The 16442-nt window shown below is 31.6% G+C and carries 15 protein-coding genes and 4 pseudogenes; 13 read left to right on the top strand and 6 right to left on the bottom strand.

Translation table 11 applies throughout. The annotated features are described in order from the left end of the window. From HMPREF3125_RS09270 to HMPREF3125_RS09240, 8 genes and pseudogenes are all read left to right on the top strand, one after another. Positions 1 to 348, top strand: a pseudogene (locus HMPREF3125_RS09270) (NmrA family protein); the annotation flags it as partial. Between the two features lie 49 nt (positions 349 to 397). Further along, positions 398 to 898: a TspO/MBR family protein gene (locus HMPREF3125_RS09265; RefSeq protein ID WP_070453396.1), complete on the top strand. Its 501-nt coding sequence runs from the start codon at positions 398 to 400 to the stop codon at positions 896 to 898. Between the two features lie 4 nt (positions 899 to 902). Beyond that, positions 903 to 1376, top strand: a complete 474-nt coding sequence (locus HMPREF3125_RS09260; protein WP_002467534.1) for a glycosyl-4,4'-diaponeurosporenoate acyltransferase CrtO family protein — start codon at positions 903 to 905, stop codon at positions 1374 to 1376. Then, on the top strand, positions 1377 to 2867 hold the full coding sequence (locus HMPREF3125_RS09255; protein WP_029056276.1) for a phytoene desaturase family protein: 1491 nt from the start codon (positions 1377 to 1379) through the stop codon (positions 2865 to 2867). It abuts the gene before it with no gap. A gap of 66 nt (positions 2868 to 2933) precedes the next feature. After that, positions 2934 to 3311 (top strand): glycosyltransferase family 2 protein, encoded by a 378-nt coding sequence (locus tag HMPREF3125_RS13110; protein WP_256278097.1) that lies wholly within the window; start codon positions 2934 to 2936, stop codon positions 3309 to 3311. A 7-nt stretch (positions 3312 to 3318) separates the two neighbouring features. Beyond that, positions 3319 to 3978, top strand: coding sequence for a hypothetical protein (locus HMPREF3125_RS13105; RefSeq protein ID WP_256278096.1), 660 nt, complete (start codon positions 3319 to 3321; stop codon positions 3976 to 3978). 97 nt (positions 3979 to 4075) lie between these two features. Beyond that, positions 4076 to 4915: a phytoene/squalene synthase family protein gene (locus HMPREF3125_RS09245; RefSeq protein ID WP_070453393.1), complete on the top strand. Its 840-nt coding sequence runs from the start codon at positions 4076 to 4078 to the stop codon at positions 4913 to 4915. Next, positions 4912 to 6417, top strand: coding sequence for a phytoene desaturase family protein (locus HMPREF3125_RS09240; protein WP_017636313.1), 1506 nt, complete (start codon positions 4912 to 4914; stop codon positions 6415 to 6417). Before HMPREF3125_RS09245 ends, HMPREF3125_RS09240 begins: the two co-directional genes overlap by 4 nt. Before the next feature lie 176 nt (positions 6418 to 6593). Here HMPREF3125_RS09240 and HMPREF3125_RS09235 read toward each other — a convergent pair whose 3' ends face one another. Further along, a complete protein-coding gene (locus tag HMPREF3125_RS09235) occupies positions 6594 to 7019 on the bottom strand; it encodes a pyridoxamine 5'-phosphate oxidase family protein (RefSeq protein WP_017636312.1) in 426 nt (141 codons plus the stop codon). Positions 7020 to 7353: 334 nt separating this feature from the next. Continuing rightward, positions 7354 to 7800, bottom strand: a complete 447-nt coding sequence (gene tnpA / locus HMPREF3125_RS09230) for an IS200/IS605 family transposase (protein WP_371106451.1) — start codon at positions 7798 to 7800, stop codon at positions 7354 to 7356. Positions 7801 to 7872: 72 nt separating this feature from the next. Here tnpA and HMPREF3125_RS09225 point away from each other — a divergent pair, with 72 nt between their 5' ends. From HMPREF3125_RS09225 to HMPREF3125_RS09205, 5 genes are all read left to right on the top strand, one after another. After that, the gene (locus tag HMPREF3125_RS09225) at positions 7873 to 9015 is read left to right on the top strand and encodes an RNA-guided endonuclease TnpB family protein (protein WP_029056273.1); all 1143 of its coding nucleotides are present in this window, start codon (positions 7873 to 7875) and stop codon (positions 9013 to 9015) included. Positions 9016 to 9221: 206 nt separating this feature from the next. Next, on the top strand, positions 9222 to 9653 hold the full coding sequence (locus HMPREF3125_RS09220; protein WP_002467540.1) for an antibiotic biosynthesis monooxygenase family protein: 432 nt from the start codon (positions 9222 to 9224) through the stop codon (positions 9651 to 9653). Positions 9654 to 10286: 633 nt separating this feature from the next. Next, positions 10287 to 12350 carry a heavy metal translocating P-type ATPase gene (locus tag HMPREF3125_RS09215; RefSeq protein ID WP_070453387.1) on the top strand — a complete coding sequence of 688 codons (2064 nt, stop codon included), beginning with the start codon at positions 10287 to 10289 and terminating at the stop codon, positions 12348 to 12350. 14 nt (positions 12351 to 12364) lie between these two features. Then, positions 12365 to 13798 (top strand): multicopper oxidase family protein, encoded by a 1434-nt coding sequence (locus tag HMPREF3125_RS09210; RefSeq protein WP_070453384.1) that lies wholly within the window; start codon positions 12365 to 12367, stop codon positions 13796 to 13798. 19 nt (positions 13799 to 13817) lie between these two features. Then, the gene (locus tag HMPREF3125_RS09205) at positions 13818 to 14300 is read left to right on the top strand and encodes a YdhK family protein (protein ID WP_070453381.1); all 483 of its coding nucleotides are present in this window, start codon (positions 13818 to 13820) and stop codon (positions 14298 to 14300) included. 424 nt (positions 14301 to 14724) lie between these two features. On the opposite strand, the pseudogene HMPREF3125_RS13100 reads toward HMPREF3125_RS09205, so the two are convergent. The 4 genes and pseudogenes from HMPREF3125_RS13100 to HMPREF3125_RS09190 all read right to left on the bottom strand — a co-directional run bounded on the left by HMPREF3125_RS13100 (position 14725) and on the right by HMPREF3125_RS09190 (position 16228). Then, a pseudogene (locus HMPREF3125_RS13100) lies at positions 14725 to 14946 on the bottom strand (hypothetical protein). A gap of 15 nt (positions 14947 to 14961) precedes the next feature. Then, positions 14962 to 15463 (bottom strand): annotated as a pseudogene (locus tag HMPREF3125_RS09200) (DUF1643 domain-containing protein). A gap of 15 nt (positions 15464 to 15478) precedes the next feature. Further along, positions 15479 to 15791 (bottom strand): annotated as a pseudogene (locus tag HMPREF3125_RS09195) (DUF960 family protein). Between the two features lie 86 nt (positions 15792 to 15877). Further along, positions 15878 to 16228 carry an SAUGI family uracil-DNA glycosylase inhibitor gene (locus HMPREF3125_RS09190; protein WP_070453378.1) on the bottom strand — a complete coding sequence of 117 codons (351 nt, stop codon included), beginning with the start codon at positions 16226 to 16228 and terminating at the stop codon, positions 15878 to 15880. Positions 16229 to 16442 lie beyond the last annotated feature (214 nt).

The raw sequence follows: 16442 nt of genomic DNA, 5'->3' as shown, positions 1-16442 counted from the left end.
ATTTTATATCGAATTGTTGGTGGGGATTTTGCTTTAGATGTAGATGGTGGTAATGCGAGATTAGAGTTTAGAAGATTACCTAATAGTGACGCATGTATCATAGCGTTACAAGAATATGAACCGACGTTACCTTGGTGGGTATATAAGTATACTCAAGCAAAAGTACATAAAAGTGTAATGAATCTTTTTAAATTCAAGATTAATAGCCAAAAAACTAATAAAGGAGAATACTTTAATATGAAGAAGTTTATTTTGCCAATTGTTATTACAGGTGCAATTGTTTTGAAAGTATATAGAGTGAAAAAGTATTTAGCTAGAAAAAATAACATGTCCAATGCCGAATTGTAACGGCTAAAATAAAGGCTAGTTCCTTTTACAAAAAAAGAGGGGATCAACTATGAAAGCAAACGAGATAATTAAAACAATTATAAAAGTTATAACACCAATTACAGGTGGTAAATTTATAGGGAAATTTGCAGTGAAAAATGCGAGAAAAGATTATAAAAATAATGTTAAACCACCTTTTTCACCACCCGGCTATGTCTTTCCAATTGTGTGGCCAATACTTTATACAACGATGGGCGTAGCTTATGCATTAGTGACTAATAAATCTACTAGTAAGGCTTTGAAAGGTGCTTATTACTCACAATTAAGCCTGAATTATCTATGGTCGATATTATACTTCAAATATAAATTACGCTTTAGTGCGTTGATAGAGAGTGTTGTATTACTGGGCGCAGTAGTTACAACAACTGTAAAATTTTTCAATGTAAAAAAAGTTGCTGGCATTTTACTAGTTCCATATATGCTTTGGAGCGCTTTTGCTACTTATTTAACAGCTGGTAATTGGTATTTAAATAAAGATACCCCAAGCTATACAGCTAAATCTGACCATTAAATTGATGAAAAAGATTATATATATTGCGCTATATTGGTTTATAGTTCAAATGATTATTGCTCAACTTGGTACTCGTATTAGTTATAAGTTCTTAGAAAAAGATAATAAGTATTTTCGAAGTTGGAATATTGAACAAGAGGGTCAATTATGGCAACAATTAGTTAAAGTGCAATATTGGAAAGATCATTTGCCAGACGGTCAAAATCTTAACCCTAATATCAGTAGTAAAGCGACTTTCGATCTATCTAAAAATATGAATGATATACAGCGATTTATATTAGAAACTAGACGTGCAGAGGTGGTTCATCTGCTATCCATATTTCCTGTTATTGCGTTTTTTAAAGCGTCAAAAAGTGTTAAAATAATTAATTTTATATATGTCATTATAGCTAATGTGCCTTGTATGATTGTTCAGCGCTATAATCGCCCTAAGTTAATACGTATTTATAATAAATTACAAAAAAGAAAAGGTGATTAAATGGGAAATAAGAAAGTGGTTGTCATAGGAGGTGGCTTGGGAGGGATTGCTAGCGCAATTTGTATGGCTCAAGCAGGCTATCAAGTGGATTTATATGAACAAAATAAGCATATCGGTGGAAAGGTAAATAGGTTAGACATAGATGACTATGGATTTGATCTCGGTCCATCAATTTTAACCATGCCTAAAGTATTTCAACGCTTATTTCAACGATGTGATGAAAGGCTAGAAGATTATGTTAGCATTCGTAAGTTAAGTTTACAGATTAGAAACGTTTATCCAGATGGCCAAATTTTAGATTTATATGAATCCATGGAAGATATGTTAACAAATAATGAATCGTTAACAAATAAAGATATAGAGCAACTTTCTTCGTTTTTTAGTTACGCACAAAAGATACATCAAGTTGCTGAAAAAAGCTACTTTGGTAAGGGATTAGATACGATGTTTGCAATTATTCGTTATCATGGTCCGTTTTCAGCTTTAAAGCAATTTGATTATTTTCATACAATGCAACAAGCCATTAATAAAAGGGTGGATAACCCATATTTAAGAGAAATGCTAGGTTATTTCATAAAATATGTAGGTTCCTCCTCTTATGATGCTCCGGCTGTATTGAGTTTATTACCTCAAATGCAACATGAGGAAGGTTTGTGGTACGTAGATGGTGGCATTCATAAGTTAGCGGAAGCGATGGAACAATTAGCGAGAAAATTAGGTGTGGGCATACATTTTAACACCCCCGTAAAACGTATCAATTATAATAGTCAAAATAAGGTGACAGGGATAACAATAAAAAGTAATGAGGAAATATATGCAGATTATATTATATCTAATATGGAAGTAATCCCTGTTTATAAATATTTATTGAATTTTGATGCAAAGCAAATAAACAAATTGGAACGTAAATTTGAGCCAGCTAGTTCAGGTTATGTCATGCATCTTGGTGTGGACAAAAGTTATCCAGAGCTTCAACATCATAACTTTTTCTTTTCAAGTAATCCTAAAGTTAATTATGATCAAGTTTTTCACCAGTATGTTTTGCCTGAAGATCCGACTATTTATGTAGTGAATACAAATAAAACAGATAAGACACAGGCGCCAGAAGGACACGAGAATATAAAAATATTGCCACACATACCATACATTCAGAATAAGTCATTTAGTGAAGCAGAATATCTGCAATTCCGAGAACGTATATTGAATAAATTAGAGTCTATGGGCTTAAAAGATTTGAGAAGGCACATTGTATATGAAGATATATGGACGCCACATGACATTGAAAATAACTATAATTCTAATAAAGGAGCTATATATGGCGTAGTTTCTAATAAGAAGAAAAATAAAGGTTTCAAGTTTCCTAAAAAAAGTCAGTACTTCAAAAATTTGTACTTTGTAGGTGGTTCTGTAAATCCTGGTGCTGGTATGCCTATGGTTACTTTGAGTGGTATGCAAGTAGCAGAAGCTATTATTAATGGAGAAAGTAGTTGAGGCTGAATGATACTTTATATAATAGCAATAGTATTGACGATACTATCACTAATAAGTGGAATGTGTATGTATGCGCGTCGAGCGATTATAAATAACTCCGGAAAAGGAAGAGGTCAGACAGCCGTCAGTGTTATTGTACCTGCTAGAAATGAAGCGGAGAACTTACCTAAATTACTTAACAGTATAAGTAAAGAGCAAGAAATAGAAGTAATTGTTATGGATGATGGTTCAACTGATGAGACACAAGTTGTCGCTAGATATTATGGTGCGAGCGTATATACTGTTGAAAATGATACTACATGGCAAGGTAAGTCACATGCTTGTTGGCAAGGTAGCAAATATGCAACGCATGATTTATTAATGTTTGTTGATGCTGATGTTCAGTTTGCTTGTGATGATAGTATTCAAAATATAGCCAATCAATATGATTTACAAGGTGGTTAAAGGTTTGTTGTCAATACAACCTTATCACAAGATAAAAAAGCTATATGAAAATATATCGGCGATTTTTAATTTAATGACAATCGTAGGTATGAATCAATTTTCGATCACGAAATCAGCAAATAATGAGCAAGGCGCGTTTGGACCAGTCCTTGTGACAAATAAGCAAGATTATAAATTGACACAAGGACATTTGAAAGCTAAAAATCAAATCATTGAAGTCTTTGCAATAAGTAAAGCATATAATCAGCAAGGTTTGCCAGTTAGTTTGCATGAAGGCCAAGGTGTAGTGAATTTTAGAATGTATGCTCAAGGATATAAAGCGCTATTAGAGGGTTGGAGTAAACATTTTGCACTTGGCTCTCAAGTAACTAAAAAGTCTACGCTTACGTTTGTATTTTTATGGCTATTTGGTTCACTTACAACAGTTTTAGCGATAATTTTTTCAATTAATTTAGGCTCGTTATATATATTATTAGCTATTACTCTATATTTTATATATGCGATACAATTTCATATATTTATCCGAAGAACAGGAAATTTTAATATCGTTGCGAGTTTATGTCATCCACTGCTCTTCATATGCTTTGTCGTGATATTTTTTAAATCATGGTTAGATATCAATGTATTCAAACGTATATATTGGAAAGGCCGTAGAATAGATTTATAGGTTAGTTTTTTATACAAATGTCAAGAAGTTCTAGGTTTACTGAGGAGGCCAATAAAGGAATCAATTAGAGAGAGATTATAACTATTGTCACAATATAATGAAAGAACATTCAAAAACGTTCTCATATGCCTTTGATTTTTTGGATTTAAAAAGGAAAAAAGCAATTTGGGCTATTTATGCAGTTTGCAGAATTATAGATGACAGTATTGATAAATACAAAGACCTTGAGCAATTAAACGGCATAGCTAGAGATTTAGATGTGATTTATAGCGATTGTGATTATATTCAAGCCTATCAAAGTGATGCAGCTATTATGAATGCTTTAAGTAATACATTGAATACATATTCAATACCTAAAAAACCTTTTGAATCTTTAATTCAATATGTGAAGGAAGATTTAGTTTTAAAAGAAATGAAAACTGATTCAGATTTATATGAGTATTGCTATGGTGTGGCAGGTACTGTCGGTGAATTGTTAACTCCTATATTAACTTCATCAAATGAAAATAATTTCGAGCAAGCTGAAGAAGCTGCGATTGCTTTAGGCAAGGCAATGCAAATAACTAATATTTTAAGAGATGTCGGCGAAGATTTTCAAAATGGAAGAATTTATCTAAGTGTTGAAAAATTAGCTCAATATCGAGTTAATCTACATTCTATATATTATGAAGGAGTTACGCCAAATTATATAGAACTGTGGGAAAGTTACGCTACAGAGGCAGTTAGGTTATATGATATTGCATTAAACGGTATTAATTATTTTGACGAAGAGGTACGTTACATTATCGAATTAGCTGCGATAGCTTATCATGAAATACTTGTGGAAGTAAGGAAGGCAAACTATACGTTGCATAAGAAAGTATATGTAAGCAAATTGAAAAAAATGAAAATTTATCGTGAACTTAGTGCGAAATATAATAGGAGTGAAACATTATGAAGATTGCAGTTATAGGCGGCGGTGTTTCAGGTTTAGCTGCAGCTTCAAGATTAGCAGCAAACGGTCACCAAGTAGATTTATATGAAAAGAACCAACAAATAGGTGGCAGGATGAATCAGATCAAGCAAGATGGATTTACATTTGATATGGGACCAACCATCGTAATGATGCCTGAGATTTATAGAGACGTTTTTAATTATGCTCAAAAAAATATGAATGATTACTTGGAAATTAAACAATTATCACATATATATGATGTTTATTTTAGTGAAACAGATCAAATTCGCGTTCCTACAGATCTTGCTCAATTAAGAGATATGCTTGAAAGTATTGAATCTAACTCTACACATGGTTTTATGTCCTTTTTAACAGATATATACGAAAGATACGAAATAGCACGAAAATATTTTCTAGAACGTACGTTTAGGAAACCTACAGATTTTTATAATCCTTTTACTATATATCAAGGTATGAAACTCAAAACATTTGATAAAGCAGATAATTTAATTGAAAAATATGTTGATAATGAAAAAATCCAAAAGATTTTAGCGTTTCAAACATTATATATAGGTATCGACCCTAAACGAAGCCCGTCATTGTATTCAATTATACCCATGATAGAGTTAATGTTTGGTGTTCACTTTATAAAAGGTGGTATGTATAGCTTTGTCAGAGCACTTCAAACGCTAAATGAAGAATTAGATACTCAAATTTATACCAACGCAAACGTTGAAGAAATTATCATTGATGGTAGGTATAAGTGTGCGGAGGGACTAAAAGTAAACGGACATATAGAAAAGTATGACAAAATAATTTGTACTGCTGATTTCCCATATGCTACTTCATCTTTAATTAAAAATGAACATCATCCTAAGAAGTATACGACACAGAAAATTGATAATATGGACTATTCTTGCTCAGCCTTTTTAATGTACATAGGGGTTGATAAAGATTTATCTGAAGATATCTTGTTACATAATGTTATATTTTCAAAGGATTTTGATAATAATATCAATGAAATATTTTCTGGCGAAATATCCCAAGATCCATCAATATATGTATACGCTCCTAGTGTGGAAGATCAGTCGTTAGCGCCAGAAGGTCAAACAGGTATTTATGTGCTGATGCCCGTTTCAGAATTGAAAACAGGTGATACGGATTGGTCTGATGAGTCAACAATCACACAAGTGAAAGATATTATTTACAATAAGCTTTCTACGATTAAAGCGTTAGAAGATTTGAAAAAGCAAGTTGTGACAGAAATTATTTATACACCTAAGGATTTTGAAGGAGATTATAATGCTAAATTTGGAGCAGCCTTTGGTTTAATGCCTACTTTAGCGCAAAGTAACTATTACAGACCGCCTAATGTGAGCAGAGATTACAAAAATTTGTATTTTGCTGGAGCTAGTGTTCATCCAGGGGCAGGAGTGCCAATTGTACTGACGAGTGCTAAAATTACAGTTGATGCTATGTTAGAAGATATTAATAATGGTATATAAAAAGCGGGGGTGGGACAGAAATCAAATTTTCTAATATAGATTTCGTAGTCCCACTCCGGCAAGGGTGACTAGGATTGAAAAAAGCTTGATATAATCGCATTTTCAATTCAGTCACCTACTGCCAAATTGAAAACGAGCCTGAGACATCTATTTATGTCCCAGGCTCGCCTTTTTAACTAATCGAACGTAATGGTTTGTGGTGTGTCTAATTTTTTATCGTTCATAATTTTTATGGATTTTGGTATTACTTTAATTACACACAAGTTTGGATCATCCTTAGAGTCAAAAAAGGACTTATCTTGTTTGTTCCAAATCCAATCAATAGTCTCTTGATCTTTCAGTATTTCAACATTAGCATCAATTTCTAGAAAACTACGATTATTCGTTTCATCGTAACCTATAAGTACATGAGCTTTGGGATTATCTTTCAATTCATCAATTTTTTTAGACTCAATGCTTGTCTTAGTATAAAGTGTGTGTCCATCATTATAAAATATCATGTATCTACTATTAGGTGTATTGTTATGTGCAGTAGATAGGACACCTATTTTTGATGTATTTAATATATTTTCAATTTCATTTTGTAATTGTTCGTTATTCATAATTTAATCACCTCTGATAATAATATACACTGAAGTTGCCTATAATATGTAAGGTATTAAAATTTATTTTATTTTTAAGTGAATTATACAAAAGTTAAAACGGGTATATGATTGAAAACACAATCTTAAGTTAAAGGACAATTATAAAGTGAATTTGTATGAAAAAAACTGGGAAGCAATAAAATCCATTTAGGAGTCATACTTAACAGAGTTTTTAGAACGAAAGATAATCCACTTTTTCAATATATAGTGAAGCATCAAAATGAGATAAATAAATTGTATTTTATTAGAGGTCGCCAAATGAGAAAACTCGGTACTTGAGTACCGAGATGAATCATTGTCTTGGGCGACCTACATTGTACTCTGTCAATTGATTTTGAATGTATTGTTCTACAACATCTTTAGACATATTACCAAGTGTCGACATGAAAAAACTGGGTGACCATAAATGCCCATTCCATAGTTGTTTTTTCGTCTCGGGAAATAGTTGAAACCATTCTCTCGCAGAACGTCCTTTGAGCGTCTTAACAATAGAACTTGGGGCATGTTTGGGATTGAAACTTAGTAACATGTGAATATGGTCTGACATCACTTCGATTTCTTGAATAGTGATATCGTAACGATGAGATATATTTTCAAGTATACGTTTCATCTCATTACGCTTTAAATCTGTATCAAAAATTGAAGCACGATACTTAGTCACCCATACAAGATGAAAATTAAAATCATACACATTCGTTCTTGTTTTAACAATCATATGAAACCTCCTATAAACCTTAATTATAGTATTTAATATTGGTTTAAACAAAGTCATATGTTTGTTATCATATAAGTGTAAAAGGAGGTGACACATATGTATAAAGGAATCGAATGTAAACTATATCCAAATCAAAAACAAGCTGAACTTATACAAATGACTTTTGGTCATACACGATTCATTTGGAATCAAATGTTAGGTATGTTAAAAGAACGATATCAAAATAACGCTAACCTTAAAATGCTATCTTATTCAAAACTATCTTCATTAATCCCTCAGTTAAAACGGGAATATCCTTGGTTAAAAGATGTAGACAGTGTCGCTATTCAATGTTCTGTTAAAACATTATCTGATACATTTGACCGTTTCTTTAAAGGGGTTTGTTGCTATCCTAAATTTAAATCAAGAAAACAAACGGTACAGTCTTATTTAAGTACAATAAGAGGGGAGAATATACGTTTTAATGGCAATCAACGTTATGTTAAACTTCCTAAATTAGGTTGGGTTAAGTGTAGAATGAGTGTACCTCATATTGAAAATGAACGTATCAAATCAGTTACTATTAAACAAAAACCAAGTGGTAAGTATATGATGTCTGTTTTAGTTACAAGTGAAAATCAAACTTTACCTAAAACACATCAAACTGTAGGTATAGATTTAGGCGTTTCTGATTTTGCTATTACATCTGACGGTCATAAATATCGTTCTCAAAGGTTGCATTTAAAATACCAAAAACAGTTACATGTTTGGGAAAAAAGAATGGCAAGGCGTCGATTACGTGCCAAAGCTGAAGATAAGTCATTGTCAGAATCAAAAAATTATCAGAAAGCACGTCAACAAGTCGCTCGTATTCATGAAAAAATAGCTCATACGCGTAAAGACTATATTCATAAAATCACGACAGATTTAGTCAAAAACTATGATGTGATTGTCATTGAAGATTTGAAAACATCTAATCTGTTAAAAAATCATCACTTAGCACGTATTATTGCCTCACAATCATGGCATCAATTTAAAATAATATTAAAATATAAATGTGAACGATACGGCAAACAGTTACATTGTGTCAATCCATATAAAACCTCACAATTCTGTTCTAATTGTGGTCATGATAGTGGCAAAAAAACATTAGATATACGCCATTGGCGTTGCTCATCATGTCATACTTTACATGATAGAGATATTAACGCAGCGAAAAATATAAGAAATGTAGGCTTGGGACAAGCCTTAGTCAAATAGCTTAGACCACTGATTTACTTTGAAATAAGTAAATCAAGTCATGAGTGTTCCTAGAAACTCGTTACTTTAGTAACGATGTAGTTCATCATATTGAAATTGGAAAAGATTATCCACAGACTATCGTGAATCATAAAAATAGTAGAGATTATGTTATGGATAAATTTAAGCAATTTTGACATGTCATCCAATAAAAAGGAGTGATTCATTTGTTAAAAAATGAAATACATCGTATTTATTTAGACAAAAATAATAATGAGGTAACTATTAATAGATTTAATGTGACATACCACTATACTATATTAGAACAAATTAATGATTTGCCACAATATGGTTATGCAGTTTTAAACCATTTATATGCTAATCCTGGTTTAGAGGCAGACTTCGAGCGTGTGTTCTTAAATAGAGATAAACATCTAGAGAATACTGAAGGGTTTGAAAATCTATTATTTCTAAAGCCACATAGTACACATGAACATCATGTTATCATTACGTTTTGGCAAGACGAAGCAGCTTACAAACATTGGCAAGAGTCTCAGGAATATAAAACATCCCATAAAAATAGAGGAACCAAACAAGGTGCTGATAAATCTATTGTAAACAGAAACCTATCATTTAATATTAGTTTAGAATTTAAATAACATAATTTTTGAATTAAATGATATTTCTGAAAATATATAGGCGAGTTATTTAAATACTAACTTGCCTATTTTTTAAGCGATATAAAATTTTTAGCAAAATCACTGATAAGCAGACTCATATTATAAATGAGGTTGTATATAACTCACTCTGAAATTGATTGAATATATAGTATCTTTAATAAAATGCAGCTATTGTGGCGTAGAATTTAAGAATTAAAAAATGATTAATATAGTTTGAAAAGACTGAATATAAATACTAGAAGAATAGCCAGTAAATGAGTTTATTATGAATTCATTTACTGGCTTCTTTAAATAATGATCTAGACAATTTGCTTTTCTAGACCTACTTTGAAATACGTTATTTTCTTTAAGCATATTAATATATGACTTGTGTTGATAATGCTAACCTTGGTCAGAGTGTATTGTCATGCGATAATTCAGATGAGATTTTTTAATTAAAACCTTATTTTAAACATCGATGACAAGGTCTAATGTAGGACGTATAGACATCATTTTCAGAATGATATAAATAAATCCATAAATGGAGATAAATCGAAATTATTTATACCCCATTGGGGTATATGTTATAGTATAAGTAACTTTACTATAACATTTTCATTAGGAGGGGTTAATTTGAATAATAATGGTGAAGCGCATAATCATCAAAATCACATGAATCATTCTAATCAAATGCATCATGATAACCATGCCTCACATCATCATCATAGTGGCCATGCACATCATCATGGAAATTTTAAAGCTAAGTTTTTTGTTTCATTAATTTTTGCAATACCTATCATTCTTTTATCGCCAATGATGGGTGTTAACTTACCTTTTCAATTCACATTTCCAGGTTCTGAATGGGTAGTGTTAATATTAAGTACAATTTTATTCTTTTATGGTGGTAAACCGTTCTTGTCTGGTGGTAAAGATGAAATTGCTACAAAAAAACCAGGCATGATGACCTTAGTTGCCCTAGGTATTTCAGTAGCTTATATTTATAGCTTGTATGCTTTTTATATGAATAACTTTAGTAGTGCAACTGGTCATACAATGGACTTTTTTTGGGAATTAGCAACCTTAATTTTAATTATGCTATTAGGACATTGGATAGAAATGAATGCTGTCGGAAATGCTGGAGATGCTTTAAAGAAAATGGCAGAACTGTTACCTAATAGTGCTATTAAAGTTATGGATAATGGCCAACGTGAAGAAGTTAAAATATCAGACATCATGACTGATGATATCGTCGAAGTAAAAGCCGGAGAAAGTATTCCAACAGATGGTATTATCGTTCAAGGACAAACATCTATAGATGAATCCCTAGTCACTGGAGAATCTAAAAAAGTACAAAAAAATCAAAATGACAACGTCATCGGGGGTTCTATTAATGGGTCTGGAACAATACAAGTCAAGGTTACAGCTGTGGGAGAAGATGGATATCTTTCTCAAGTTATGGGACTTGTTAATCAAGCACAAAATGATAAATCTAGTGCTGAATTGTTATCTGATAAAGTAGCGGGTTATTTATTCTACTTTGCTGTAAGTGTTGGCGTGATTTCTTTTATTGTCTGGATGCTCATTCAAAATGATGTTGATTTTGCATTAGAACGTCTTATAACTGTGTTAGTCATTGCTTGTCCACATGCTTTAGGCTTGGCAATACCTTTAGTCACTGCACGTTCTACTTCAATTGGTGCACATAACGGTTTAATTATTAAAAATAGAGAGTCTGTAGAAATAGCTCAACATATCGATTATGTAATGATGGATAAAACTGGTACTTTAACTGAGGGTAACTTTTCTGTGAATCATTATGAGAGCTTTAAAAATGATTTGAGTAATGATACAATATTAAGCCTTTTCGCCTCATTAGAAAGTCAATCTAATCACCCATTAGCTATAAGTATTGTTGATTTTGCGAAAAGTAAAAATGTTTCATTTACTAACCCACAAGACGTTAATAATATTCCAGGTGTCGGATTAGAAGGTCTAATTGATAATAAAACATATAAAATAACAAATGTCTCTTATCTTGATAAACATAAACTTAATTATGACAATGACTTGTTTACTAAATTAGCTAAACAAGGTAATTCAATCAGTTATTTAATTGAGGATCAACAAGTCATTGGCATGATTGCTCAAGGAGATCAAATTAAAGAAAGCTCAAAACAAATGGTAGCTGATTTACTATCAAGAAATATTACACCAGTCATGCTTACAGGTGATAATAATGAAGTGGCACACGCTGTCGCAAAAGAAATAGGTATTAGTGATGTCCACGCACAACTCATGCCAGAAGATAAGGAAAGCATTATAAAAGATTATCAAAGTGACGGTAATAAAGTCATGATGGTCGGAGACGGTATCAACGATGCGCCGAGTCTTATAAGAGCCGATATTGGTATAGCAATTGGTGCAGGCACAGATGTTGCAGTGGATTCAGGTGATATCATACTTGTTAAAAGTAATCCATCAGATATTATTCATTTCTTGACCCTTTCAAATAATACTATGAGAAAAATGGTGCAAAACTTATGGTGGGGTGCAGGTTATAATATTGTTGCTGTACCTTTAGCAGCTGGTATTTTAGCATTTATCGGCTTGATTTTATCACCAGCTGTAGGAGCAATATTAATGTCTTTAAGTACAGTTATAGTAGCGATTAATGCTTTTACATTAAAATTAAAATAAAAGAGGTAAACCTTATGTATAATAAAGTTTTTGCAATTTTAATTATAATTTTTTCCATAACAATTATTGCGTCTAATGATACTTTCGCAGAAAGTAAGAATGATATGATGAATATGAAAGAAGATAAGAAAAATACAATGGATATGACAAATATGAAACATCATGACGAAAGAAAGAAATTAAATTCTTCACAAGGAAAAAGTGAAATAATATTCCCTAAAGTTGCAGAGTCAAAAAAAGATAACAATGGTTATAAAAATTATACATTAAAAGCTCAGGAAGGAAAGACAGAGTTTTACAAAAATAATTTTTCTAATACTCTAGGCTACAATGGAAATTTACTTGGACCAACTTTAAAATTAAAAAAAGGAGATAAAGTTAAAATTAAGTTAATAAATAACTTAGATGAAAATACAACATTTCATTGGCATGGATTAGAAGTAAATGGAAAAGTGGATGGAGGGCCTTCTCAGGTTATAAAACCAGGAAAAGAAAAAACTATAAAATTTGAGGTTAATCAAGATTCTGCTACGTTATGGTATCACCCCCACCCCTCTCCAAATACAGCTAAACAAGTTTATAATGGCTTATCAGGATTATTATATATAGAAGATAGTAAAAAGAATAATTATCCTAGTAATTATGGAAAAAATGATTTGCCTATAATAATCCAAGATAAAACATTTGTATCTAAAAAATTAAATTATTCAAAAACGAAAGACGAAGATGGCACTCAAGGTGATACTGTTCTTGTGAACGGAATAGTAAACCCCAAACTTACAGCAAAAGAAGAGAAAATACGTTTGAGACTTTTAAATGGTTCTAATGCTCGAGATTTAAATCTTAAGCTAAGTAATAATCAAAGTTTTGAGTATATTGCTTCAGATGGCGGTCAATTAAAAAACGCTAAAAAATTAAAAGAAATTAATTTAGCTCCTTCAGAAAGAAAAGAAATAGTAATAGATTTATCTAAAATGAAAGGCGAGAAAATCAGTCTGGTTGATAATGATAAAACTGTAATTTTACCGATTAGTAACAAAGAGAAAAGTTCTAACAAAAGTAATACACCAAAAGTAGGTAAGAAAATAAAATTAGAAGGTATGAATGATAATGTTACCATTAATGGTAATAAATTCGATCCTAACAGAATAGATTTTACACAAAAGTTAAACCAGAAAGAAGTATGGGAAATTGAAAACGTCAAAGATAAAATGGGTAGTATGAAACATCCTTTCCACATCCATGGAACGCAATTTAAAGTTTTATCTGTGGATGGGGAGAAACCTCCAAAAGATATGAGGGGTAAAAAGGATGTTATATCTTTGGAACCTGGACAAAAAGCTAAAATAGAGGTTGTATTTAAAAATACTGGAACATACATGTTTCACTGTCATATACTTGAGCATGAAGATAATGGAATGATGGGTCAAGTAAAAGTAACAAACTAATCAATAGGGAAATTTTAATATGATGAAAAAAGATAAAGACACTAATGACCAAAAAAGTGAGAGCCATATGAAGCATAATGATGAAAGTAAAGTTCCTGAAGATATGAAATCGACTAATGAGGGTGAATTTAAAGTAGGAGATAAAGTAACGATTACAGCAGGACATATGCCAGGTATGAAAGGTGCAGAAGCTACTGTAAAAGGTGCGTATAAAACATATGCCTATGTTGTAAGTTATAAACCCACAAATGGAAATGAAAAAGTAAACAATCATAAAAGGGTCGTAAACGAAGAGATCAAAGATGCACCTAAAGATGGATTTAGTAAGGGCGATACTGTTAAATTAGAAACAAGTCATATGTCTGATATGAAAGGTGCTACAGCCAATATAGATAACGTGAAAAAGACTACTGTTTACGTAGTTGATTACAAATCCAAAGATAATGGTAAAATCATTAAAAATCATAAATGGATGACAGTAAATGAACTGAAAGCACGATAAAAATCTAGTTCTAGATTGAGAAATAAATAGATATAAAAATATCCCCCTTAATCAATAATTTAAATAACTTATTATTGTTAAGGAGGATATTTTTAAGTGTGTAAATTAAAAAGAATTTTAGAAGAATAACATTTATCAAAAAACTGTTCATTACGTTATTAATTGAATTTATATAATTAAAAACCACATCATTAACCGATACGCAGAAGCATATCATAAGTGATGCGGTTTTTCAGTTTTAGTAGTTATCTTTTATGCTATAATTATAGCAATAAAAATTTTAAATTAAGGTTGGATTATAATTTGGTAAGATTTATTGGTAATAAAAATGCATTAAAAAATAATAAAATGAGAAATAATGGATAAACTAAAGCATCCCTCACTGCAAAGTGAAGGATGCTCTAGTTTTATTAGAATATAGTTTTCATTTTGATAGATAATGGTTAATAATTGTCTGTAAATCATTATTAAGTACCGTTGTAATACAATCGTCATTCATAAAATCTTCATAGATTTTCCCCAATATTTCTTCATCTTCAATTGCTGTGAAGTGATGTACTAGCCCTTTTACTATTGATATATAATTTTGTGACGCTAAACAATTAGCAACCGTTCACCAGTCTGATTGTGTAGTTTCACGGTTCATAGATAACCCTCCTTTTTATTTTAATGTCCATTTTTGACGTGCTTTAGGGTTTAGTGAATGCATGATTTCATTTGTTGCTGGATTAACGAGTTTTTTAACTTTCTTTTTGTGAGGCTTCAACATTTCCATCACTTGCTCAACACATTTCGACAACAGGCCGCTTCGCATAGGCGCCATAAGCTAGAATCACCGTGTCACTTTCACTTATCGCTTTCATTAAGTGTATATCTGTGTGCTCATCGTATGGTTCTTTGATATGTTTGAGATTTTCAGGCGTTTTAATATTCGAAAATAAATTCACTAAATATACAGCGCCATATTGTTCAGAATTCGCTAATTGATTAAGAATGAGAACAGTAGTAGGATCGAGTGATAACATACCATCTAAATGAGGGTACATCGTTATCACTGTACAAGCGGGTTTCTCTTCATCCCATGTTTTCTTGAGTAAGTAGCGGTGTTGTTTATCTCCGCTAAATATCGCTTCTGTGTATATTGTACTTTTAATTGTATTCATATATCGTTACTCCTTTTAATATTCTTCTGGCAAAAGCATCACATAATAAAAAGCGTCTACATCATCTTCTCGGATGACGTAGACTTTCTTAGGTAGTGCATTTTGATTTTTTACATAGTTTGTATAGTGATATTTCAATTTGTACGCGGGTTGTTCTTGTTCATGTGTGATTGACAATATATTCTTATCTTCTTGTAGTCTAAAAATGTGTAGGTAATCTGTATGGGGGGTGATTATCTCTTTCTTTCACCATATTCCAAAGTAATATTTGAAGCGCTAGATATAGTTGTTCACTAATGCCTCTTGTGATATATCGATTGATTTTCATATTATTTTACCTCATCTTGAATTTCTTTCATGATGATAATTGCTTGACTAATAATCGTAACAGATATTTGTGCCACTTTGATCCAATTATTCATGGCGATTCCCTCCTTCTTTTAGTAGATGACGTTCATCGATAATCGTATTTTTAATATCAGTGAGGTAGAGAAAGTCCATATCAAAATAATCCAAATAACCAATGCTGATGAGTTGGTTATTGACGTACATAAGAAATGGATAGATACTTAGCTCATGTAGTTCATTGTTATAGTAAGTATAAGTTTCAAGTGTAAGATGAGCAAGTGGGGTATGGTCTACAAAGCGAGTAGGAAGTATATTTTCTGCTGCTTCCTCAAGTGCTTCACATTCCCATGTTTCGTTGTTAGATAGTTGGAATAGAAGATATATATATTGTTTGAGTTCTTGAGTTGTTGTTTTCATATCATTGCCTCCTAAATAGTGTGATAGTGATGTAATTCATATACATCATTGAGATAATATATATTTGATTTGTCATTTATTACGAATCTCGATAGGAATAAGAGAAAATTCCATATGAAAAACCGCTACAAACGTTGTTATGACAAGGAAATCCCGAAATTCCGTCTATTTTGACGAACAACCAACTCATTATTTATAAGTATTGATGATAGGG

The sequence above is a fragment of the Staphylococcus sp. HMSC13A10 genome (assembly GCF_001808005.1).
In the GTDB taxonomy this organism is placed as follows: Bacteria; Bacillota; Bacilli; order Staphylococcales; family Staphylococcaceae; genus Staphylococcus; species Staphylococcus pasteuri.
Note: the sequence above shows the minus strand (reverse complement) of the source record. Positions and strands in the feature narration are given on the sequence as shown.

Excerpts from the sequence above, each read along its gene's own strand:
- HMPREF3125_RS09265 (WP_070453396.1), top strand. The coding sequence starts at position 398 with ATGAAAGCAAACGAGATAATTAAAACAATTATAAAAGTTATAACACCA.
- HMPREF3125_RS09260 (WP_002467534.1), top strand. The coding sequence starts at position 903 with ATGAAAAAGATTATATATATTGCGCTATATTGGTTTATAGTTCAAATG.
- HMPREF3125_RS09255 (WP_029056276.1), top strand. The coding sequence starts at position 1,377 with ATGGGAAATAAGAAAGTGGTTGTCATAGGAGGTGGCTTGGGAGGGATT.
- HMPREF3125_RS13110 (WP_256278097.1), top strand. The coding sequence starts at position 2,934 with ATGTATGCGCGTCGAGCGATTATAAATAACTCCGGAAAAGGAAGAGGT.
- HMPREF3125_RS09245 (WP_070453393.1), top strand. The coding sequence starts at position 4,076 with ATGAAAGAACATTCAAAAACGTTCTCATATGCCTTTGATTTTTTGGAT.
- HMPREF3125_RS09240 (WP_017636313.1), top strand. The coding sequence starts at position 4,912 with ATGAAGATTGCAGTTATAGGCGGCGGTGTTTCAGGTTTAGCTGCAGCT.
- HMPREF3125_RS09235 (WP_017636312.1), bottom strand. The coding sequence starts at position 7,019 with ATGAATAACGAACAATTACAAAATGAAATTGAAAATATATTAAATACA.
- HMPREF3125_RS09225 (WP_029056273.1), top strand. The coding sequence starts at position 7,873 with ATGTATAAAGGAATCGAATGTAAACTATATCCAAATCAAAAACAAGCT.
- HMPREF3125_RS09210 (WP_070453384.1), top strand. The coding sequence starts at position 12,365 with ATGTATAATAAAGTTTTTGCAATTTTAATTATAATTTTTTCCATAACA.
- HMPREF3125_RS09205 (WP_070453381.1), top strand. The coding sequence starts at position 13,818 with ATGATGAAAAAAGATAAAGACACTAATGACCAAAAAAGTGAGAGCCAT.
- HMPREF3125_RS09190 (WP_070453378.1), bottom strand. The coding sequence starts at position 16,228 with ATGAAAACAACAACTCAAGAACTCAAACAATATATATATCTTCTATTC.